Origin of the sequence: Flammeovirga agarivorans, assembly GCF_012641475.1 — a bacterium.
GTDB lineage: Bacteria > Bacteroidota > Bacteroidia > Cytophagales > Flammeovirgaceae > Flammeovirga > Flammeovirga agarivorans.
On the sequence record NZ_JABAIL010000006.1, the window covers coordinates 59,647 to 84,908 of the forward strand.

9 protein-coding genes are annotated in these 25,262 nt (G+C 34.3%); all 9 read left to right on the top strand.

Annotated features, from left to right (window positions below):
- The first annotated feature begins 30 nt into the window (after positions 1 to 30).
- Positions 31 to 4,071 (top strand): cadherin-like beta sandwich domain-containing protein, encoded by a 4,041-nt coding sequence (locus HGP29_RS19125; RefSeq protein ID WP_168884031.1) that lies wholly within the window; start codon positions 31 to 33, stop codon positions 4,069 to 4,071.
- 236 nt (positions 4,072 to 4,307) lie between these two features.
- Complete coding sequence (locus tag HGP29_RS19130; protein ID WP_168884032.1) at positions 4,308 to 5,798, top strand: alpha-L-fucosidase; 1,491 nt, start codon at positions 4,308 to 4,310, stop codon at positions 5,796 to 5,798.
- Positions 5,799 to 5,828: 30 nt separating this feature from the next.
- On the top strand, positions 5,829 to 7,403 hold the full coding sequence (locus HGP29_RS19135; protein WP_168884033.1) for an energy transducer TonB: 1,575 nt from the start codon (positions 5,829 to 5,831) through the stop codon (positions 7,401 to 7,403).
- Between the two features lie 251 nt (positions 7,404 to 7,654).
- Positions 7,655 to 8,848 carry an alpha/beta hydrolase family protein gene (locus tag HGP29_RS19140; protein WP_168884034.1) on the top strand — a complete coding sequence of 398 codons (1,194 nt, stop codon included), beginning with the start codon at positions 7,655 to 7,657 and terminating at the stop codon, positions 8,846 to 8,848.
- A gap of 28 nt (positions 8,849 to 8,876) precedes the next feature.
- Positions 8,877 to 12,074, top strand: a complete 3,198-nt coding sequence (locus tag HGP29_RS19145; RefSeq protein ID WP_168884035.1) for an NPCBM/NEW2 domain-containing protein — start codon at positions 8,877 to 8,879, stop codon at positions 12,072 to 12,074.
- 368 nt (positions 12,075 to 12,442) lie between these two features.
- Entirely contained in the window at positions 12,443 to 16,531 is a 4,089-nt protein-coding gene (locus tag HGP29_RS19150; RefSeq protein WP_168884036.1) for a hybrid sensor histidine kinase/response regulator transcription factor, read from the top strand.
- A gap of 260 nt (positions 16,532 to 16,791) precedes the next feature.
- The gene (locus HGP29_RS19155) at positions 16,792 to 19,242 is read left to right on the top strand and encodes a hypothetical protein (protein ID WP_168884037.1); all 2,451 of its coding nucleotides are present in this window, start codon (positions 16,792 to 16,794) and stop codon (positions 19,240 to 19,242) included.
- Between the two features lie 193 nt (positions 19,243 to 19,435).
- Positions 19,436 to 21,661, top strand: a complete 2,226-nt coding sequence (locus tag HGP29_RS19160) for a glycoside hydrolase family 36 protein (protein ID WP_168884038.1) — start codon at positions 19,436 to 19,438, stop codon at positions 21,659 to 21,661.
- A 273-nt stretch (positions 21,662 to 21,934) separates the two neighbouring features.
- Positions 21,935 to 25,180, top strand: a complete 3,246-nt coding sequence (locus HGP29_RS19165; RefSeq protein ID WP_168884039.1) for a T9SS type A sorting domain-containing protein — start codon at positions 21,935 to 21,937, stop codon at positions 25,178 to 25,180.
- Positions 25,181 to 25,262 lie beyond the last annotated feature (82 nt).

Genomic DNA, 25,262 nt, shown 5'->3' on the forward strand with positions numbered 1-25,262 from the left:
TTTTAAAACGGAAGTAACTAAACAAAAAAGATGAAAGATTTTTTTACTGATTTCAAAATAACCTGGATTACATTACTGACGTTATTGTCAATTAATGTATTCGGACAATCCAACTATCTCTACTTACAAAATTCACAAGTAGGTATTGGTAGCATCACAGAGACAGAAGGAGGTTTCTTATACCCCGAAAGCAGTGATCCATTAGGAGGAATCTGTCATAGTTTAATTGAGTTTAAAAGGAATAATGCTAATTTTAGCTATGTAAAAATTGATCTGAATGGTACTATCGATTTTTCATCTTCTAAGACTATCGATTTAAACCTATTAGTAAGTCAACCCAACACATCATTAACGAACAACACTTTAGTATGTGTACTTAGAAATAGCGGAGATACAGATACTGAAGTATTAACTTCTTCTCAAATTGGAGTGTTCAATGAATGGGAATCACACACTTTTGATTTTACAGATAAAGAACTACTGACTGATTATAATGAAGTTTATTTATACTTTATTTTTAACAGTGAAAACAATGAAGGTGATCAGCTAAGCTTTTATATCGGAGAAGTTAATGGACCAAGAGTTGAGCAAGATTTTCTTTCAACTACAGCAACTTCTTCTGAATCTGGAGATAGGGTTACTATCCATTTTAATGGTCATGATGGCATAGATAAAATTTACAATCCAACTTTTAAATTGTTTGATGCTTCTGACCAAGAATTATCCATCAAGCAAACACTAATTCATGATGATGCAATTGATTTATACTTAGAATCACCGATTGCATTTGGAGAAGATGTTACGTACAGTTTCACACAAGGTACAGTCATTACAACAGAAGGAGTGAAATTGTCATCATTTGAAGGAAAATCGGTTATCAATAACTCCGAATATGTTCCTGTTATCAACCTACTTTATAAGTTTGGAGAACCTTCTTTATTGACGATACCAAATCCGAATGGATTTACGTTAGACAAGAACTCAATAAATCCAGAAAACTCTTCTGAAAAGGTAGGTAAGTTTGTTAGAGGAGGGAACCCATGGGTCAATTTGGAATGGACAATTCCACAAGATTATCATTTTGACTTTTCTGAAACTAAACAATTTAGCATTGACTATTACTTCGAGGATATCAATAAGCCAGATTTAAACAAAGAAGTTACGTTAGGTTTTAGACTATACGATGAAGCGGGAGATAAAGTAGGTGAAATACGATTGGCTTCACAGACTGTAACATGCTTTGGGAATTGGGCTACATATACTTTTGATGTTTCTGTACTTTCAGAGGAGGTACGTAATCAAATCAAAGACTTACAATTCTATTTATCTCCGGGTGATGTAAATGGAGAGGGATTAACAGGTTATGTAAATAATGTGAGAGGTCCTAGAATTGTGGCCACGAATATCTTTACGGAAGTATCAACAGATAATAACGGAGAAGCAATATATTTAGATATGTACTCATCGGGTGCGATACAAACGATCACTAATCCAGATTTTACAGTAACGGCAGATGGAGAAGAGCAGACAATTGCTTCGATCTCGAATACCGATCATCAAATTGTTATTGAATTAGATAACCCTCTAGATCTAACAAAAGAGGTGCTTTTATCTTTTGATAATACGGCGGAAGCGATTACAGATAGCGATGGCTTGGAGTTAAATTCTTTTACAGGTGTTTCTGTGGAGGTACCAGAGGTAAATGTACCTATCATCGAGAATGATGTATTCTATTATTTTGATGACACCAATAATGATTTATTTAACCCGTTCAACACTAGTAACTTTACAAAAGAAGTAGTGGATAATCCCTACATTAATGATGTAGTACCAGATGCAAGAGTTACGAAAATTACAAGGGCAAAAGTATCTCATGGGAACACTAACTTTTATACTGTAAATAATGCATATATCAGAGGAGACCGAAATTTAGTCTTCAAAATGATGGTATACCAAGAAGATGATCTTCCAGAATTATCTTACAATGCTATTGGACTTGAATTATTGAATAGAACTGATAATTATGGTATCAAGGTAGAACCAAAAATCACAGCAAGAGGTCAGTGGATAGAATTAGTATTTGACTATTCTCAAATTACGGAAAATAGAGATTACAAAAATGATCCTGATAATCCAGCACCACCAGTAAGTGAATCTATTTACAATCGTTTCTCTATTACTTTCGGAGTGGATAATAATGACGATGAAAATAAAATTGATGGAGTGGTATATTACCTTACTAATTTCTATGGACCTCATGTACATTCAGAAAGTGATCCATCATTGTATGCATTATTTGCGGATGGTGAGTTGTTAGAAGGTTTATCAGATGGAATCAAAGAGTTTTCTGTTGAAGTACCTTCAGGAAGTGATGTTCCAGAAATAGAAGCAGTAGCCAATCATATGGATGCAAAAGTAGTGATTACTCCTGCGGCGGATTTATCTGGAGAAACAATAATTGATGTTATCGCACAAGATGGAACCACTACTGAACAATACAAAGTGAGCTTTGTGGAAGGACCTGCTTCTACGAATACAAATCTAAGTGAGATTAGTATCAATGACTTTGTTTTAACAACATTCGACCCTTCAATCAAAGAATACACTTTTACTTATCCTATTGAAACATCAATAGTACCAACCGTAGAAGCAACTGCAGAAGACAAAAATGCATCGTTTGTAATTGATCAACCTACTGAATTACCAGGAGTTACTGAGATTGTAGTGACAGCACAAGATGGGACTACTGAAGATACCTATACATTGAACTTTAATCTTCTACCGGCCTCAGATATTGCTACATTAAGTTCATTATCTTCAGGTGATTTGATTACAGATTTTGATCCCAACACTTTTGTCTATAATGTAGAACTACCATATGGTACGGAGGATATTCCTGAGTTAAACTCAGAAAAAGAAGATGATTTTGCAACAATAGTGATCCACCAAGCAACAGAACTTCCTGGAAGTGCTACTGTAGAGGTTACTGCTCAAAATGGAACGGAGAAAACATATACTGTAAACTTTTCAGTTGCTTTACCATCAACAGATGTATCAGTAGTAAGTATCGTATACTTAGGTTATGAATTTGAAGATTATAAGGAAGGGGTAGATAGTTATACATTATCATTACCTCATGGAAGTACTGAAGTACCAGAAATCACAGTTTTACCAAATTCTGAGGTAGCTACTTTGGTTACTGAAGTGGCCTCTTCTTTAGAAGAAACATCTACTTTTACAATTACAGCACAAGATGGAATCACTAAAAAAGTATTGACTTTTGATTTTGAGGTATTACCGCCAGCTTCTCAAGATGGTACATTGTCTTCAATTATGGTGAATGGTGAAGAAATCGAAAATTTTGATCCTTCAGTAACAGAATACGATGTAGTATTGGAATTAGGAACTACAGATGCTCCTGTTGTTTCTGGTCTTTTAAATGATGAAAAAGGATCCCTTACCATTGTACAGTCATCTACAGTAGATGGTCAATCTACACTAACGGTTCAACCTGAAGATATCTTCGTTGATGAAACGGTGTATACTATTCACTTTAGTGTACGACCTCCTTCAACAAATACCAATCTTGCGTCTATCACCTTAGATGGTGAACTGTTAGGAGACTTTTCAGTGGACATTTTTGATTATGTGATCGAGAGTGAAGATAATACAGTTCCTGAAGTTGAAGTTACTTTGGAAGATGAAAGAGGAAGCTACATTATTGTACAAGCTGGTAAAGCAGGAGCACCTGCAATTATTACAGTTACAGCAGAAGATCAAATTACACAGCAGACCTATACTGTATTTATTAAAAAATCAGCGGTCACTTCTACAGCTTTAAATTTTGAAAATGATGTGCAATTAGTAAGGCTATCTGCAACAAGTTTTGAAGTAGTATCACAGAAAAGCTTATCGGGTTGTCAGCTATTTATCCATGATCTTCAAGGTAAAGTTATTTATGCAGGAGAAATGGACGGACTACAAAAAGTGATTACCGATCTTCCATCAGCTATCCTTATTGTTAGGATTGTCAACCAAGATGGAGTATGGTTCAAGAAAATCAAGCTTTAATTGAAAAGAAGCATTAAAAAAATTATTCCGATGCAGTGAATACGGCTCATGTATGGAATATAGCTTAGAGAATAAATGGCGTACCATGTACTTGGTACGTCTTTTTTGTTTCCCACATTTCAGAATTAATATAAAAGCAACCTTTTGATATATTAAGAATACGGTCGAATTAAGTAAGATGATGATCTTGTTGAGGAATACACAATTCTATGCAAACAACTTAATTTTTTATGATAATGAAATGGGTGAAAAAAACGGTATTTCTTTGTATCGTTTTAGCATTAACAACAAATCTTCATGCTCAAACTTATGAGCAAATGGTATCGACCAAAAAAGAAGCATTAGATCACTTTAATGATGATAAGTTTGGTATGTTTATCCATTGGGGTATTTATTCAATTTTGGGCGGCGTTTACAAAGGTGAGAAGATAGACGATATGAAAAGCCCTGATCCTAAAGATGGAGCTTGGATACAGGCGACTGGAGAAATACCAAGAGCAGAATATGATCAATTAGTTAAGCAATTTAACCCTATCTTATTTGATGCAGATGAATACGTACAATTGATTAAAAATGCAGGCATGAAGTATTTAGTCATTACGGCTAAACATCATGATGGTTTTGCCTTATGGGATTCTAAAGTGAGTACATTTGATATGGGGAGTACCCCTTCTAAAAGAGATCTATTACAAGAACTTTATGATGCTTGTCAAAAGTATGGGGTAGACTTTGGATTATATTACTCTCACAATATTGACTGGCATGATGCATATGACTGTAACATTAAGCAATACTTGGATTTTAAAGGAGAAGTATGGCCAGAACCAGCAGATTTTACAGGAAAGAAAAGACGCACTATGGGTGCTAATTTATGGGATCCCAGTCCAAATACTTTCGATGATTATCTGTATAAAAAAGCCTACCCTCAAGTAGAAGAGTTGTTGACGAAATTCCCCAACTTGAAAATCATCTGGTACGACTTTGCCCACTTCTTAACTGCAGATCAAAGTTTTAAATTTTATCAGATGGTCTACAAACTAAATCCTAATGTGATAGTAACGGACAGGGTCGGAAATAATTTTGGCGATTTTAGAATACCGGGAGATAACAAAATTCCTTCAATAAAAGAAATGGGAGGAAAACCTTGGGAAACAGTAGGGACATTCAATAATTCTTGGGGTTATAAGTCATATGATAACGATTGGAAGTCTCCATATGAGTTAATTTATTGGATTACTGCAATCTCAAGCAGGGGAGGAAACTATATGTTGAATATTGGTCCCAAAGGTGATGGTACCATTCCAGAACAAAATGTAAAAATCCTTCATGCTATTGGCGAATGGATGAGCGTGAATGGAACAGCGATATATGGTACAAAAAGGTGGAAGGTAAGTAGAGAAGGAACAGCAGCAAAAAAGATGTTAGGAACAGGGCACCGAGAGACACATGGCTTCACTCAAAAGTTTACAACATCAGATTTCTGGTTTACAGCCAAAGGGAATAAAGTATATGTTATTGCTTTGGAAAGAGGAAAAGAGGCCCTAATCAAGAGTTTTGCAGAGGAAAATATACAACAGGTAAAACTGTTAGGACATCACAAAAAGTTCAGATGGAAACAGACAGAAGAAGGTCTTTCTATCGTACTTCCAAAAAACAAGAACAAACAAATTGGATATGCATTAGAAGTGACGCTTACTCAAGATGCAAAGCAAAAAGAACTAAAATAAAACAACTATACTTTAAGTAAACTATTGACTATGAAATTATTAATCACTCTTTTTATAACTGTTATTTCTGTGCATCTACTTAATGCACAGGATACTATTTATTATGATATCAATCTCCAACCTTTGAGTGGAAATAGTCAAAAGTCTACCTACTATTCCTTTCATAATGGAAAGAAGGTAGGTAACTTTTATCGTCATAACTTTTATTACCTAGACGGTTCATTATATCAGACTTGTTTTACAAAATCTCAGAAGGAAAAGTCGCCAAAAGAAGGTCAGTTTCAGTCATTCTACCCATCAGGAAATGTTCTTGAAGAAGGAATGTATGTAAAAGGGAAGAAGTACCTAAAATGGGCCAAATTTTTTAAAAATGGACAACCAGCTTTAGTTTATTCCATCAATTATGATGATAAAAAAGAAGACAATGGTTGGATAGAATATCATAGAGTTTGGGATAAAGAAGGTAATGAAACTGTAAAAAATGGAAAAGGTAATGCCAAGTTGTATAATGCTCAAGGTCAATTAATTGAGGAAGGTAAAATTACTCAATTGAAAAAAAGTGGGTTATGGGTAGGGTATTATCCTAATGGACAAAAGAAGTATGAAGAGATCTATAAAAAAGGAATTTTACAGCAAGGAACCTTTTGGGAATTAACTGGAAAAAGTGAAGTTTATGATGATCTAGCTTTTATTAAAAATAAGAGTATTCAATCAGAGAATAAAAAATATTATACCAAATACTTCAATGAAGTTCCTGTATACCATGAACATGTTTTTTGTTATTCTACCGTAGATAAGGAGAAAGCAGGGAAACTTACAAAAAATGAATTCTTCTATTTAGATGGAACAGTATATACACTCTTTTATTCTATCGAAAACACTTTCGAAGGACAATACCGTATGTATTATCCATCGGGTCAGTTAAAGGTAGAAGGCTTATATGAAAAAGGGAAAAAAGTAAATATTTGGAAGAGGTATTATCCTAATGGTCAAATTTATCAAGAGTACTCTATGAACTACAAAGATTATAAAGTACGTTTTCATAATGTATGGGAGGCTAGTGGAGTACAAACGGTAAAGGCAGGGGAAGGTCATGTCAAATTAATAAATGATGATGGGGTTTTGTATGAAGAAGGAGATGTTTCTAAGAAAAATAAACATGGTGTTTGGACGGGGTATTATGGCAATGGTGACAAATATTTTGTTGAAAAATACGACAATGGAAAGTTTCTCACTGGAGAATCATGGGATGAAAAAGGGAAACATTATTTGTATGATCAGTTATACGCTCTACCATCACCAAAAATTACTATGAAAGGATTGTATAAACGAATAGGTCAAGTGATGAAATACCCTTATATCGCAAAAATGAAAAACATTCAAGGTAAGGTGTATATAGAAATTTCTATTTCTTATGCTGGGGTAATGACAAATGCAAGAATAAAAAAAGGTATTCATCCTTCCTTAGATCAAGCAGCGTTAAGAACCATTAAAGAAATTAATGAAGATATAGAATGGTATCCAGGAATGAAAAAAGGAATTATTGAGAGCGAAAGTAAAATTGTCCTTCCGATCTCATTTAAACTAGGTGGTCATGTCAATTAATATATAACCACTCTAATAAAGACTAATAATAAAAAGCGAGAGGAACACCATCCTCTCGCTTTTTATGCACATTGTTTAATGATGTTTCAGGATATTAATTGTCGATTTTATGAGCACTGAATAGGCTAAAAGTGATAATGAAAGATTAGAACAAAGAAAAGAAACACCACTTGTACCACATTAATCAGAATATTAAGAGTATTGTAAACACAACAGAAATGAATGGTTATTGATTAATGATCTTTTGTGATATGAAATTTTTTTTATCTACTTTATTTTTACTACCCTTCTTGGCCTTTGCTCAAAAAGGTGAAGAGTCTATCTGGGATTTAAAAGCACTTTACAAAGCACCAGAGTTTGAAGAAACAACTTTAAAAAGTAAACCTAATGTCAAGAGTATTTTTTACAAAAGTATCAATTACGAAGGGCAGCCAACGAAGGTATATGCTTATTATGGCCTTCCAAAAACGGAAAAGCCAAAGAATGGTTATCCTGCTATAGTATTAATCCATGGCGGTGGAGGTACAGCAATGGAAGAATGGGTAGAAATTTGGAATAAGAAAGGATATGCTGCGATATCAATGGATTTAGAAGGGCATTTACCCTCTTTTCATCACAAAGATAGAGTAGGATTTGAAGGTAACGGCCCAAGTAGGGTTGGAGTGTTTCATGATAATGATAAACCATTAAAAGATCAGTGGTATTATCAAGCCGTTGCTCAAGTGATTATCGCAAATTCATTTTTAAGGAATTTAGACGATGTAGATGCCAATAAAATTGGAGTAACTGGAGTAAGTTGGGGAGGTATGTTAACCAGTACTGTAGCAGGTGTTGATCATCGGTTCAAATTTGCCATTCCAATTTATGGATGTGGCTTTCTAAATGGAACAGATGGCCATATGGGAAATCATTTTAGAAATGGAAATGATGCTTATAGAGAAAACCTCCTTAAGAATTTTGAAGGGCAGAAGTATTTACCGAAAGCAGAGATGCCAATACTGTTTATTAATGGATCCAATGATGCACATTTCCCAATTCCTGCTTCTGTTGCTTCATATAAAGCACCAAAATCAGATGCTTATTTGTATATTGTAGATGGATTAGGACATGGTCATCCGCCTGCTTGGAAAGTTCCAGAGTCTTATACTTTTGCTGATGCAATTGTAAATAATAAACCTTTTATGAAAATCCAGAAGACACAGTGGGATAATGGTATCATTACTGCTTCTGTAAAAAGTGCAGATATAGCCAATGTGATGGTTTATTATACGGAAGATACAGGAAAGTGGGGGGATAGAAAGTGGACAAAACTTCCAGCGAAATTTTCTGGTAAAAAAATCAAAGGAGAATTACCTTCTACAGCACAAGCGGCCTATTTTTTAGTTACTGACACTAACGGAATAACTTTAACATCTGAAGTAAAGATGAAGGAGTTAGAGAACTAAATAAATGACTTTTTAAACACTATTCGAAATGAACTACATAAGAAAAATACTACTCGTTATATTTACCCTCTTTATAGGAGGAAGTGTTTGGGGGCAATTACCCACACCTCAAGACCTTTGGAAAGATTTCGACCCCGACCAAGGTGATTTTAAAGAAGAAATTATCTACGAAGGAGTAAGAGAAGGAATATATTATAAGGATGCTTACATTTCTGCTTATGTAAATGGGGAGGAAGTTAGAGTGTATTGTAAATATGCAGTAAAAGACGGATTGAAAAAGGCACCTGCTCTATTAGATGTTCATGGATGGATGTCTCAACCACACATTGATATGAATTATGTCAATGATGGATGGGCGGTATTAGCACATGACTATTGTGGAAAAACAGGTGATAGACCTCACTATACAAAATACCCTGAGTCATTAAAGTATGGTAATATTGATAATAAAGAAGGTTATAGAATAAAAAATAAACTACCTGATGGTTCTTTAATCACAGACCCTAAGCAAACAGACGATTACTTATGGTATGTATTGCAGAGAAGAGCTTTAAGTTATTTGTATCAACAAAAAGAAATTGATACTGATAAAATTGGTGCCAAAGGTTACTCATATGGAGGAACCCTAATGTGGAACTTAGGTATGGACAAAAGAATTAAAGCTTTTGTAGCGTATTTTGGAATTGGTTATCTGCAATATTGGAGAAATAAGCAGGTGTGGCTCTACAATAATCCATATAAAGAACCAAGTAAGGATGCTGGAGATGAATTGTATTTATCAAGTATAGCACCACAGGCACATGCACCTTATATTCAAGCTCCTGCACTTTGGTTAAGTGGTACGAATGATCACCATGGAGGACATGAAAGAAGTGAGCAGATATTTAAATCTTTTCAAAAAGATATCCCTTGGGATTTTGCTTTACAGGCTAGAGGACATCACAATACTGAAAAGTTAGGTGATGATGCTAAAGTTTGGTTAGAAAAGTATGTAATGGGAACAAAACACTTTTGGCCAAAACGTCCAACTTCAAAAATAACATTGGATGATAAAGGTGTGCCTCAGTATACGATCACTCCATCAGATATAGAAAAAGTAAAAAACGTAAAAATATATTATGCGTTAAAAGATCCAGTAAGCTATACGAGGTCTTGGAGAGATACAGAAGCAAAGAAAGTTGGTAATTCTTGGGTAGCATCCTTACCCGTTTTAAATATCGATGATTATGTTTTTGCTTATTCGAACATTCATTACCAAGGTAATATTGTAATATCAGGTGACTTTGAAGCTGCAATTCCTTCAAAACTAGGAAACGCTATCGCTACAGATGAGTTATCTACTACAATGGAAGAGGAAGCTTGGACAAAAGTCGCTCAAGTAGAAGGTGTTGGTGGTATTATGGCGATAAGACCTTATGATAATAATCAAGGTACTGTCAATGAGAATTTCACTGATCCAAAATATGTTGCTCCTAAAGATGCCAATCTTAACTTCTTATTTTATTGTACTCAACCACAAAGTTTAAGTTTGGTAGTAAATGATCATTACAAATATGATTTGGAAATAACAGCATCAAACGAATGGCAACAAATCGAAGTTTTGGCATCTGATGTTCGTTATGGTGGGCAACCGTTAGGACAATGGTCAAAAACAAAGAAAATTGCGATTAGACCAAAAGAAGGGTCAGACCTTACTAAAGTATTATTCTCTAACTTTTCTTGGGAGAAGAAGACTATTGAAGAAATAAAAGCAGAAGCTAAGAAACAAGCAGAGGCCAATCAGATAAAAGGAAAACGTTTATACTTGACATCTAAAAATGCTGCCGAAAAAGATACTTATTGGAGGATTCTAGATGGTAAATCTGTCGATGGACAAGATCTGATGTGTAAAGGAAAACGTTATGATGAGGGATTAGGCGTACATGCACCATCTAAATTAACCTATGAAATTAAAGAAGGTTATAAGCATTTTTATGTAACACCATTAGCTTCAGAATCACACCATGGTAAACTGACGATGAAGATATATGTAGATGGTAATGAGGTATATAATAGTGGAGTAATTACTTCAACAAATCAAGAAATAGAAAAGTTTGATATTGATGTCAAAGGAAGTAAGTCTCTAACATTGGTTGTAGAAGAGGGAGAAAATAAAGGAGGAGACCACGCGAATTGGATTGAGCCGTTCTTTATTGTAGATGAAAGTGTTGAGATTGAATCCGCTGTGACAGAAAAAAAGTCTGAGACAAAAGTTGCGATATCTACTGTTGTAACTACTTCGGCAGCAAAAACAAGTATTGCCACTGAAGTTGAAAAGGGAACCCGTGTTTACCTGACGCAGGAAACAATGAAACCTGAAAGTACATCTTACTGGAAGGTAAATAATAACATGTCTGTTCGTGGTGAAAAACTAACAATGAATGGTAAAGTCTATGAAAAAGGCCTTGGTGTTCATGCTCCTTCTAAGATATCTTATGCTATTCCTTCTAAATCAAAGTATTTCTATGTAACACCTGGTGCAGACGATGCCCATACAGGAAGTGTTAGAATGCGTATTGAAGTAGATGGGAAAGAGATGTACAATTCAGGGTTGATTTCAACAAGAAAACAAGATCCAAAAATGCAGGCAATCGAAGTGGCTGGAGGACATACTTTAACATTGATTGTTGAAGACGATGGTGATAGAGGAGGAGACCATGCAGATTGGGCAGATGCTTTCTTTGTTGAAGGCAAAAAAGAATATCCTAAAAAGAAAATAGCAATCGTTCCTGAAACAGATAAAACAAGTAATGTGAAAGGGGATAAAGTATTTCTTACAAAAGAAATGGCGACTTCAACAGAATCTTTTTGGAGAGTGATGAATGATTTATCTATTGTTGGAAAGAAGATAAGTATTAATGGAGAAACCTATGAGAAAGGATTGGGTGTTCACTCTGACTCAAAAATTGTTTTTCCAATTAAGGACTCTTATAAATCGTTTGTTGTAACACCTGGTGCTAATGATTCACACCATGGTCTAATCCGTATGAGAATTCTTGTCGATGGTAATGAAGTATATAATAGTGGTCCTTTAAAAAGCAGTGACCAATCGCCTAAAGAGTTATTGCTTGATGTGAAAGGACGAAAAGAACTTACACTTATCGTTGATAAAGAAGATGACAATAATGGAGGAGATCATGCAAGTTGGGGTAATGCCTTTTTCCTTTTAACAGGAGGAGCAAAGTAATTACATCAAATACTAATAAATTTTGTTGACTACTTAATGAGCTAGCCTAAGTTTTAGGCTGGCTTTTTTTGTACAACATTTTATATCAGCTTCCTCTATCTTTAAATAGCACCTAACATAATACTACTATTAGTTGTGTTCTTATAATAATTATAAAATAGCATTACGCTCAGTTGTGAAGGTTGCTGATTAGTTGATTTACACTGAAATGCTTGTCATTTTGTTAATTAACCGCCTTATGTAAGATAAGAGCAAAAGAAAGATATACGCAAAGTAGCTTGGTAGGTTAAAAAAATGCAATTTACAATCGTTTAGAACGGGTTTTTTAATATCAACCTATTTTTTAGAGTAATAAACGACAAAGAAAAATGAACAGATTTATTCTACTTTTTATACTTCTTTGCTTTCAGATATCAGTCTTTGGAACTATAAAAAATACAAGATTCGACAGATTGTATGATATCCATGGATTGAACCAAAATACTGTTGCTTCATTACATCAAGATAAATCAGGATTTATTTGGATCGGTACACCTAATGGGTTGTTCAGATACAATGGGAATGAATTTAAATCATATATACATCAACCTGAAGATGACAATACATTAATTAGTAGTAGTGTCACCAATATATTCGAAGATAAGAACGAGCATTTATGGTTAATCACATCCAGTGGTTTATCTATTTTTGACTTAAATAAAGAGAAGTTTTATAACCCTGAAGATTTTAATAACTCGTTAAGACCAAAAGAAGAAATTTTAAAAATAGAACCACTGAACAAAGAGGAGTTATACTTATTATCTTCTGATAAATTATATCATATTACTATCAAGGAAGATTATAAATTAGAGTGGAAAGAAATTGCAGAGCTACAACGACCACATTTACAGTTCAGAAATTTTGCAGTAAATAAGGGGAAAGTCTATTTACAAACTCCTATCACTTTAGAAGTATATGATATTCAATCAGACGATACTATTAAAAAGTTATATGAAATAAAATGCGATATTGATTTACAATCTGATCGTATTTCTGCATTTACCATTAATCCTTATGATGACAAACTGTATCTTTCTACAAAATATTCATGCTTTGAATATGAGTTGAACTGGGAGAAGATCAAGCTGGTCAATAAAATTGATTCAGAGATTTTAGGTACAACAAACAATGAGGAACATACTATTAAAAGGTTGTCATTGGATAGAAATGGCATCTTATGGATTTATATGCTGACAGATGGTGTTATTGCTTTTGATATTAAGTCGAAAAAGGTGATCCATTTTAAAAATTCATTAGATGAGACATCGATTTCAAGCAATATTGTCAATGATATCCTGCTGGACTTATCTGGATTGTATTGGTTTGGTACAGGACATGGTGCCATTAGTATTTTGAACCCTAATAAAAAGCCTTTCTACCATATCTCTAATAACTATTACAAACCACAGAGTTTATCCTCCAACTTAGTCAATACGATTTATATCGATAAAAAACAGAAACTTTGGGTGGGTACTTTTGATAAAGGTTTAGATATTAGTACTAGTAAATACGTATTAGAAGATTCTGAGCAAGCGAGTTTCAAGAACTTTTTTAAAGATCAGACGATAAGTACGATCAAAGAATTTGATGATAAGATTTATGTCACTACCTCAACAGGCCTTTATATTTCAGATAGTAACCATAGTAAATTCCAACGTATCTTTCCTCAGAAATTTCCGAATAATGAGAAGAATTTTTTCGTAGAACTATTTGAGAAAATTGATGATAAGCTTTTGGTGTATGCTTACGGTCGTTTTACTATGATTGACATTAATACGCATAAAGTGGTGAAGATGCATAATAAAATCAAGAACATGGATCTTTTGGAGAAAAAGACGGTGATTCAGATGCATTATGATGGAAAAGATGGAGTGTATATTGGGACTGTAAAAGGGTTATACTACCTAAAAATCAATTCAGGTTCATATGAGGTAGCTGAAGCATTAACACCTAAAAGTACTAGCCTGAGTAAGAGTAGAATTTTTGTATTACATAAACCTAAAAATGAAGACAATACCTTATGGGTAGGAACTTTTGGCGATGGTTTATACAAATGTACTATTCAAAGAGGTAAGGTTGTCGATTATGAGTTATTCTCTCAAAAAGATGGCTTACCAGATAATGTAATTTACAGTATTGTGGAGGGTACCGGTAACTCATTATGGATCTCATCTGATGGTGGTATTGCTAAGCTTAACCCAGAAACAAGAGAGGTGAAAGTTTATGATGTAAGTGATGGTTTGCTAGCCAATAACTTTAGACGTTATGCATTCTTTAAAATGGAAGACGGTACAATACTTATGGGTAACTTAAGAGGTATCACAGCTTTTAACCCATTGGATATCAAAGATGATACAAATGTACCTAGACCTCAAATACTTAAACTAAAGATTAGAAATGAGGAGATCAACCCATTTCAAGAATATGACGGGTATACTTTATTGACCAATCCTATTTATAAAACGGATGAAATTACGATACCTTATACTCTAAATCAGATTACATTAGAATTTGGAGCAACCCAGTATAATGCTAAAAATAGCATTAGATTTTCTTACAGATTATTGGGAGTAGACAAGCAATGGATTAATGCTGATAAATTTCAGCAAAGTGCTAATTATGTTAAGCTTCCAAGTGGTGAATATACTTTTGAGTTAAAAGGGTATAATACAGACGGCATCGAAGGAAAAGAGATTAAGAGGCTTAAAATTAAAGTTTTAAAACCATGGTACTTAACCAACCTAGCTTATGTGATCTACTTGGCTATTGTTATTGCGATCATTTTGGGGGTAATCTTCTATTTAAGATATTTATTCGGTCTGAAACAGTCGATCTTATCTGAAAAGAAAGACAAGGAACATATCCGAGAGATTAACGAAGCAAAGCTAAAGTTCTTTACAAATATCAGTCATGAATTAAGAACTCCACTTACATTGATTTTAAGTCCTTTGGAAAAACTGACCTATGATAAAAAGTTGCCTCCAGAGCTTAAAGAATATGTTGAAAATATCAATACTAATGGACAACGTTTATTGAACTTGACCAACTCACTGATCGATTTTAGAAAAATTGGAGAAGGTGAGATGAAGATCTATCCAGTTTTCCATGATGTCGTTCCATTTGTCACTAAAACTGCGGAAGCTTTTAGCGATTATGCAGAGGATAAAAATATTGATTATCAGATTGATATCAGACATATTCCTATCAATGGCTGGATCGATAAAGGGACTATGGAAAGAATCTTATTTAACCTTTTATCGAATGCCTTTAAATACACTCCAAAAGGGGGGAAGGTCGTTTTTACTATCGATAAAATTGGAGATGAACTTCAACTGAAAGTCTCTGATAATGGTGTCGGAATGGATAAAGAAGAAGCAGATAAAATCTTTGATAGGTTCTATAGAGGAGATAACGAAGAAACTTTATTTGGAAGTAGTGGTATTGGTCTAAACCTTGTTCAGCAATTATTGAAACTTCATCATGGAGAGATTCATGTAGATAGTGCAAAAGGAAGAGGGAGTACATTTACAGTGAAACTTCCACTACTGCACCCTGAGTTCAATAAAACGAATATGGAACGAGGGCAAATTGAAGAGGCGAATACACCTCCTTCAGAAGTAAAGGAAGAAACGATCAAAAGTAAACATACATTACTTATCGTTGATGACAATACAGAAATCTTGAAATTGATCAAAGACCTGTTCCATCATGAGTACAATGTACATACTGCAGAAAATGGTATTGAAGGATTAGAATTATCCATGAAAACAACACCTGATGTTATTCTTTTGGATGTAAATATGCCAAAAATGAATGGCTACGAATTGGCAGAGAAGCTAAAAGAAAATGTGCAAACAAGCCATGTTCCGATTATCTTCTTAACAGCCATGAGTGACTTGGAGAGTAGAAAAAAAGCCTTAGAAAAAGGAGGACAATTACACATTGGTAAGCCGTTCTCTCCTTACTTATTAGAACTTCAGGTAAATAATATTATTAATCAGAAGAATAAGGAGAAAGAAATCTTGAAGAAGAACATCATCATGAGTGCAGATAAGGAAAAGGTACTCACAAAAGATGAACAGTTCTTAAAAGATATCAAACAGATTCTTGAAGACAACTACAATAACGATGAGTTTACCGTAGAAGAATTATCTGTAAAAGTAAACATGTCTTACATTCAGTTTTACAGAAAGTTTAAAACCGTAACAGGTATTACTGCCAACGAATATTTAAGGTTATACCGCTTAGAAAAAGCCTCTCATTTACTAAGTAATGATGAGAACATTACGGTTAGAGAAGTGATGTACAATGTAGGCTTTAATAGCCAGTCGTATTTCACTAAAGCTTTCAAGAAAGAATATGGTTTAACACCGGCTGAATTCAAGAAAACGAAGACAAGAGAAAAAGAAAACGTTTAATTCATTTCATTGGAAACATCTTAAAACCGAGTCGTCATATTAATAACAATGTGCATGGCTCGGCTTTTTTTTGTGTAATAGTTTGATATTCAGGTGATAGTATTCGATTCTTTGGTGTTTTATAACGATTCATTGTTTGCAATATCAAGACAATCATTTGATATTTTATTGATACCTCGAAAGTAAATAAGGGCATAAGTTTGTGTTAGTTAATTACTTAATATGCTTATGCAGCAATTTACTTTTTAAATACCATCACTATGAAACTATCTAATTTCGAGGTGAAATATCTTATTACTTTCTGGATACTATTATTCTCAACTTCTATAAACTTAGAAGCTCAATTACCTCCTCAATTATGGGATTTTGCAAATACAAATACACAAATGTATTTCCCAGATAAATTAGGCGTAACTGAAGAGTTTCACATTCATACCAATCATCACTTTTTACGTTTCAATGCCAAAAAATTAAAGTTGGTACAATTTAGAAGTAACGCTCCTTTTGAAAGAAATAGAGGAATGGAACGTCTACTGAGTAAGACAGATTTTGATATTCTATCGATGTACCTGGAATATAATGGCAGTAGGTATAAAGTAATAAGAGATGAAGCAAACCCAAGTTACTTAGGAGAATGGGTAGAAGGAGGTAAATTTTTTCAGAGACGATTTATCTCAGGGTTAAAATTAGAAGATGGGCCATTGTTTAAGTTTGGGTTAGAGATTGCTTCTTGGGCAGACGCTTTTGCTTTCACATTAACGTATGATGAAAACTTTATGCCTGAGGATGAAATGAAATTAATTATTGAGTTTGAGTTACCACAAGAACAATACAATCTTAGTAAGAAAAGCAAACATGAATTGCTGGTTTCAAGTACTAATGATTTGTATTGGAACGTAAAATCTGACCAAGTAGACAACTCCATAAAAATGGGAGGTGGGAAGATAAAAATAGAGGCACCACTCAAAAACCGTATGGTCTCAGCAATCTTTAGTTATGTACATCCTTTTCAAGAAAATGGTGGTATTAAAGTCACTGCAACTGATAGAAATAGTCCTTTTAATAATTTGAAAGTGAAGAAAGATACTATTCTACAAGCAACAGTTGTGTCTTTAAATGATAATATGCAGTCCAAATTTGGGATGGAACGTACACAACTTGTTTTGGAAAATACGACCAACAAAGTACAATTTGAACGATTGATATTTGAAAAATCAGAGACCGTAAAAGACATTACAGGCTGTTCGATCATTTTAAGAGATAAAGAAGGCTTCCCTACAGGTATTCCTATTCAATTATCAAAAAACTGGCATAACAACTATTATTCGAAATATATGGGACCATGGATTCGTGGTTTTACTATGGTAGCTATACCACCTAATAAAAGTGTTGAGCTAGAAATAAGCAGAGTATCAGGATATTGGGGTAGTTTACCAGCAGTATCTCATAGTCAACTTTCGTTGTGTGCCTGGGGAAATAAAACGGCCACTAGTCACCAATTATGGGAGGAAACAGCAGTAGGTGCATTTGGAGAAAGTATCTGTTATGAGCCAAATGGAGGTTTAACGAAATCTATGATTACAGATGTAAGGCCATTGTTTGTTAGAAGCACAGATAAAAATGTAGCCGCACCCAAAATGTATGATTGGACACCAAATGTTGGTGGAGGGGACTTTCTAAGGTACTATGATATGGAAGGTAACCTAAAGCAGATCAAACAGATGAAGGTTAACTACATCAGAAATTGCCCTAACCTGTCGGAAGTGGTCTATACTGGTAAAACAGAAAATGATGAAGCAGATTACAAGCTGACGACACATATCATCCGATCGAATGATTACCTAAGAGCATACTATCATGTTGAACTTACGGTCAATAAAACATTTGAATTCAGCCGTTTAGCAATTTCACAATTTGGATCAGAAACATATGCTTTCAGTCATGAAAATAACTTTGGCTATGGAAATGAATACGGCATCTTATTAGACATTGAAAACGAAAGAGATAAAACAGGATATTCAATCAAGAACATAGACGCTCCTGGCGCTGCACCTTGGGCCAGTATGCATAATGCAGAAAACCCAATGCCTGATAAATACGGAACTTGGGCGAATAGAGGGTTAGTATTAAGAGAATGGAAATCGATTATTGATGGCGAATTAGTAAAACCTCAATTTTCAACATTTGTACATTACAGTTCAAAGATCAAGAAGAATGTTACCTTGATAGAGTTGAATTTCCCACATGATATCAAAGCTTTAAATCAAGGCGATGTTATTGATGCAGTGATAGAGTTGTGCATTCTTCCTAATGAGCCCGATAGTTATTATGGAGACAACGAAAACTTTAAAGAGTTTATGAAAGAAGCCGCAAATACTTGGAAGCCGATGTTTAGAGAAGCCTACCAGAATACTCAGAAACTTAATATCAAAAAAGGGAAGTTAGTAAGAAGAACACCTCTAATGATTGATGCTGAAGATGATGAAGTAGTAGTAGATATTTCTAATGGTGTTGGCTATGTACCGGTGACTATTTCGAACATTTCTAACTACAAAAAATTTAGAGCGATCATTACAAAAAATGGTGATTTTATTAATCTAAAGGACCAAGAGAAGTTTGGCAACGATTATTGGCAAACAGATTACAACCCAGAATCTAAAACTTGGGAAGTAACTTACTCTATTCCTATGGATGATAACATTGAGCCCTAGTCTTACATTAGGGTATGAAATGTTCAAAAAAACCTTTATTTTTAAGCTATTCATTGATGATTATATCTCAATCTTTCATTATGTAGATTCATAACAAGAATTGTAAGCTAAGAGCAAAGGTTGTAAGATGAGAACACCTAAAATTGTAGTGTGAAAACAGTCTTATTAAGTCAATTCTTTTAAACAGAATGAAATGAAAAATAAAAACTTATTATTAGCCATATTTTTTATCATGGCACCAATAGTTTCTTTATTTGCACAAGACCAAATTCAGAAATTATTCAGATCTTCTACAGCCGTTTTTGATGTAGCAGAGTATGGAAAAAACACTCGCAGAATTGGAATGGCTCACAATCCTCAAACAGGAGATGTGGAAGTGACGACTATAGATACACCGTTCGGTAAGGCCAAACAAACAAAAGCATATTTTGAAGTTGATGGTAAATTTGGTTACGAACTTCATGTAAGAGAGTTAGAAAATTTAGATGCTTATACGATCCAAGCATTTTTCCATAACAAAAGTGAGGATAATACTTACCTAAGAGCCTTCGACTTGTTCAGTATGGATAGAAGTTTCGGTGGTCAAGTAGATTTATCTAAACCAGAAGATTGGTTAGTGACACCTCTTATGGAGCACCACCATGCTGAAACGTTGGCCGAAATGGACAAACGTTTTAAAGAAGTTGGTTTGTTTTATAATACGGCAACTGACAATTCATTCTTATTGGGACCAACTGGACCTGGAGATGCTCACTGTAATGTTCATGTTACTAAGCAAAAAATTCGTGCTATAGTACGTATGGACCAAGTATTGGTTGAGCCAGGTGAGGTAAGAAGAAGTGAGGAAATGATCTTCATTAAGGAAGATAAAGACAAAAATATTGATGTTTGGACAAAATGGGTAGCGATTACTCACAATGCTAAATTAGATAGGGATCCTGTATATGGTTGGTGTAGCTGGTACGATCGTACAACGAAAATCGACGAAGCACATGTAATGAATGTAACGAAAACGATTAAAGAGAATCCTAATACATTCGGTAGAGGAATTATTCAAATCGACGATGGTTATCAAAAAATGGATGGCGATTGGTCAGCAAATGAAAAATTCCCATCAGGAATGGCCAATGTTGCTAAAGAAATTAGAGCAATTGGTGCAACTCCAGGTGTTTGGTTTGCTCCTTTAATGATTAATCCTGAACATCCATTTGCGAAGGCTAACCCGGATGCCCTTCAGAAGAATGCAAAAGGTATTGAATCGTTCATGAACCCTAACCCTTTCCATCCTTCAGGAGCAAAGTGGTTAAACCCAACAAACGCAAAAGCCAAAGAATTCTTATTCAATATCATCAAAGATGCTAGAGATAGAGGATTCGGATATATCAAGATTGATTTTAATGGTATTGGAGCGGTATATGATAACCCTAAGTTAACAAGATTACAGACTTTCAGAGAGTTATATACTTTGTATAGAGAAGCAGCAGGTGATGATATGTATATCTTATCTTGTTTAGGTCAGCCAACTAGAGGTGTAATTGGTTTTATCGATGCCGCTAGAGTAGGTCCGGATTCTCACCCTGCTCATTTTAGTCACTGTTTAGAGTCAGTATTAAGATTCCAAATCTTCCATAAAGTGTGGTGGAATAACGACGCGGATGTATCTTACTTAGAATATAAGTTACCATCTCGTAGAGTAGGTCATACACCTCAGCAAGGTATGTGGCATACATGGCACAATACAGTAGCTTTAACAGGAGGTACTGCCATGATTTCTGAACCTATTGATGCTCCAGATGTAAAAGAGGTATGGAGAAATTATGAGATCATGCGCCCAGGAGTTATTGAACAAACTAAACTTTTAACGTTAGGGAAATCTCCAAATAATACGGTATTTGGTTTCACTGCTAAGAGAGAGTTTGGCGACTTTGGAGTATACAATCTTTATAACGTTGATAAAGAAAAAGAAAATGATGTAACGATTAATCTTGTAGAAGCAGGATTACCAAAAGATACAAAATGTGCAGTATATGACTTCTGGAAGAATGAGGTAGTTGGTTATGCAACGAATACATATACAGCTGAAAAATTATACTCAAATTCATCTCAATTAGTAAGATTTACACCAATTGAAGATGACAAACTAAAAGTTTTAGGATCTAATTTACACCTTTCAATTGGTGCGAACGAAATCACAAAATTAACAGTAAAAGGTAGCGGAGTGAAAGTAGAATTGTCAGATGCTGGAGCTCAAGAAGGTGATATTATCTTCTTCTCGAAAAAAGGAATTCAAGCAGGTAATGCTAAAAATTGTAAGATCAAGAACATTGAAAGCCTTGGTAACAATCTTTGGAAAGTAACATTATCTGAAAGAAAGTGGGATACGAAACAATCGTTCTCATTAAAGACAGTAGTAATGTAAGATCATTTCATATAAAAGTCTAAAGCATAAACCTATTTGGGTTTATGCTTTTTTTATTTTTGTAAATCACACTTTTATTTTTGATAAGTATATGAGAGCAAAAGAAAGTAAATTTTAAACCAATCCATCGATTCAAAAATCCGCATTTTTGTTATACGCCTTATTATTTAAATAAGAACCAGAAATGATTTTTTAAGACCATATGGGTCTGCTTTACCAAAATTACTTATTAGAGATCTTCACAATAGAATAAAACTTTCTAACTGAAATAAAATGAATGAATTTTACTTTTTAAATCGACATTCAAAAGGATGTCTTTACTTATTGGTATTACTTTTTTTTATATATAATACGACCTTCGCACAAAGTATAAATGACCAAAATCTACCGATTAACCTTCAGACTGTTACTTCTGATGTAGTTTTTGAAACAGGAAGGTTTTCGTTAACCATCAATAGTATTGGTGTGGTATCTTCTTTGAAAAAGAAAAACGGAAAGGAAGTTTTAAAAGCATATGATGGTTTTAACTTGGTATTTTCAGAAGGTAACACCAAATCATTAAACAAGTTTTATACATCAGGTGATAAATATATTTTTGCTACCAGCGATAGGAAGTATTATGCTACTTTTGAAATAAAAGAAACTTCCACTTACCTCGCATTTGACTTGGTTGATTTTTACGGTGATCTACCCCAAGGAACGTACTTAAAATTTACACTTTCTGCTGATGAGCACACCAAGGGAATGTGTTTTGATTATACAAATATTGATACCTACAAAGATACTCGCTACGAAACTCGATTTGAACATTTAAGAGATAGATATAAAGACAATTCACTTGGCGGTTTTATCTTGTATACCTTTGATAATGAGTCTGAAGAGGATGAAAGTATTATAAGAGCATGGGGAGAAGAGGCCATTCCACATCCTACGATAAGTGGGACTTGGAACTACGACGCAGCAAGACAGTGGATTGAGGATTGGAAAAAAATGTTTGAAGACCAAAGTGTGATGTATATTAGTCCTGAAAATGTGGAAGAATTAACCCAGTTCGAACCCTATTTAGAAATGGCTGATGTTACAACTGTCAATTTTTTTACTGACATGTGGCATGGAGGGTTTTGGCCGTACGACAAGTTAAATTGGGAAGTAGATGGCATCTTTGGTAGCCAAACAGCATTAAAAAGTTATTCCCAGCAACAACAACAGAAAGGAAGAAGTATCAATATTCATTATGTAAGTGGAGGTATAGGAAAAGGAGACCCATTATATGGAAAAGAAAATTTATCTGATGAGTTAGCTACTTGGGTAGAAGGTACGCTCCAACAAAATATCACCCAAGAGGAAAGTTCTATTTTATTCAAACCCAATAGAAATGATATAGCTGCACCGGAAAGTATTTATAATGCCTCTAATCATTTCGGTCACCTATCTATACCGTTAATGAGTTTCTTTAAATACCATTATCTAAAAATTGGAAAAGAATTAATAGAAGTAGATGCAATTACAACCCATGATGATGGTACTTGGGAATTCACAGTGAAAAATAGAGCCATCAATTCCACAGTGTCTTCGGAACATTCTCAAGGAGAAAAAGTAGAAGGAATTATGTTGGCCTACAATCAAGTGTATGTCCCAAATAATAATTCAGAACTATTTAAGACATTAACCACAAAGTATGCAGAACTCCTAAACGATTGCAGTATTTCTAATGCTTCATTTGACGGAGCGGAGATTCATGCATATGATGGTCAATGGGGATTTAGAAAATATGCTCAACAAGTATATGAGAAGTTGGACCACCCTGTTGTTGTTAGAACTTCCAATGGAAAAGAACCAGATGCAGGATATTTGGAATATAAAATCAATGAAACAAAAAAGTACTTGCAAGCACCTGTTGGTGATCATAACCAAGGGAGGCCTTCATTGAAACTAGAGAGAAACAGTACTACTAACAAAGGTGTTTATACTGCGGCTACTAATATTTTAGCGGCTCACTTTATGTTGGGAATACAAGCAGCATCTGGAGGTAGAAATTATTCTATTTTACGTCCAGATCCCATGTTTGGTATAACAATAGATGAATTAGAGACTTATGGTAAAACGGAGGAGTTGTTAGAATTACTTCCAAAATGGAAAGATGTAGGTAGTCGTTTAACTGATGAACAAAAGCAACGTATCCTTGATACTCATTATAATTACTTGGGTAATTTAAAAGCTTCAACAACGACATTTGAGCTTCGAGAAACGGCTGACAACTACCACTTGGTTCCCATACAAATGATGAGTCTAGACCCGAATACGATTTTAGATGATATTATCTCAAACCCTGTATTGCAGCGATTCCACATGAAACAGGAAGATGGTATGTATGTGCCAAAGGTAAATATGGCATTCGGTGATACGAAAGAATTGGACAATCAATACCATCAACAACAACCACAGTTTATTCTCAGAATATTGAGAGGAGAGGAACAAATTGTCAACCCTTATTTTGAAATAGGTGATAGCCAATTGATGGTCGAGACTACGTTATCTGCAGTAACGGATCATACGCAATATATTGAATATAGAGGGGGAGACCATGCCATTATTTATGATCAGAATTGGAATAAGATAAAAGAAGCGGAGGTAAAGATTGAAGGTGATTTTTATGCTAAAAATGGATATAATGAAGTGACTTTAGGTAGTGAGAATTCATCTACAGCAGCTGTTGAGTTACTTCTTTTTACCGAGGGGGAGGCGATTAGCTTAGTTAAACAAAATAATGATGCTCAGCTAAAAGATATCCTTGTCGATAAGATTTCAATTGAAGGGTTCTCTTCAGATCAAATAGAATATGATATCGAATTGCAGAAAGGAACGACAATGGTTCCTGAAGTAAGTGTTTTGTTATCAGATAACAATGCTTCGGCGACCATTTCTCAAGCAATAGGGTTACCCGGAACTACAGAAATTATCGTTTATGCTGAAAATGGTGTAGATAAATTGGAGTATACTGTTAACTTTACTGTGGATATGGGATCAGGTAATGCAAACCTGTCAGAATTGTATTTTGATGGCCTTATTTACAAAGAATTCGATCCTAATATTGAGGAATATAAAATAATTTTAGAAGAAAATCGTTTTCCTAATATAGATGTGTTTCTAGAAGATCAAACTTCAACATATGAGATTATAGGGGAGAACAAATTTGGAGAGACGATAAAAATTGTAGTGACTGCACAAGACGGAACAAACAAAACGTATTCTTTGGTACTATATTGGCAAGGTGCATTGAGTGCTTCAAATTGGAAAGATGAAGTATATGTTTACAAATCTAATCCAAGAACTTTGACAATTAAATCAAGTACAAATCTTCAAGGAAAAGAAGTCATTATATATGATATACATGGTAAGCTGATAGAGCAACAAACTTTATCAGGTAATCTGACTGAACTTACTATTTTGTCTAAAGGAATCTACCTTGTCCAAATTGTTGACAATCAGTTTAGAAATACATACAAAGTACTGTTTTAACATTTAAAATTAAAAAACGTAGGGGGAATTATTGGATATAAAAACAATAGAGATGATTGAAATGAACCGACAAAACACTTCT

Bases quoted from the DNA above. Each gene is read 5' to 3' on its own strand.
- HGP29_RS19165 (WP_168884039.1), top strand. From the start codon at position 21,935: ATGAATGAATTTTACTTTTTAAATCGACATTCAAAAGGATGTCTTTAC.
- HGP29_RS19135 (WP_168884033.1), top strand. From the start codon at position 5,829: ATGAAATTATTAATCACTCTTTTTATAACTGTTATTTCTGTGCATCTA.
- HGP29_RS19140 (WP_168884034.1), top strand. From the start codon at position 7,655: ATGAAATTTTTTTTATCTACTTTATTTTTACTACCCTTCTTGGCCTTT.
- HGP29_RS19125 (WP_168884031.1), top strand. From the start codon at position 31: ATGAAAGATTTTTTTACTGATTTCAAAATAACCTGGATTACATTACTG.
- HGP29_RS19145 (WP_168884035.1), top strand. From the start codon at position 8,877: ATGAACTACATAAGAAAAATACTACTCGTTATATTTACCCTCTTTATA.
- HGP29_RS19155 (WP_168884037.1), top strand. From the start codon at position 16,792: ATGAAACTATCTAATTTCGAGGTGAAATATCTTATTACTTTCTGGATA.
- HGP29_RS19160 (WP_168884038.1), top strand. From the start codon at position 19,436: ATGAAAAATAAAAACTTATTATTAGCCATATTTTTTATCATGGCACCA.
- HGP29_RS19150 (WP_168884036.1), top strand. From the start codon at position 12,443: ATGAACAGATTTATTCTACTTTTTATACTTCTTTGCTTTCAGATATCA.
- HGP29_RS19130 (WP_168884032.1), top strand. From the start codon at position 4,308: ATGAAATGGGTGAAAAAAACGGTATTTCTTTGTATCGTTTTAGCATTA.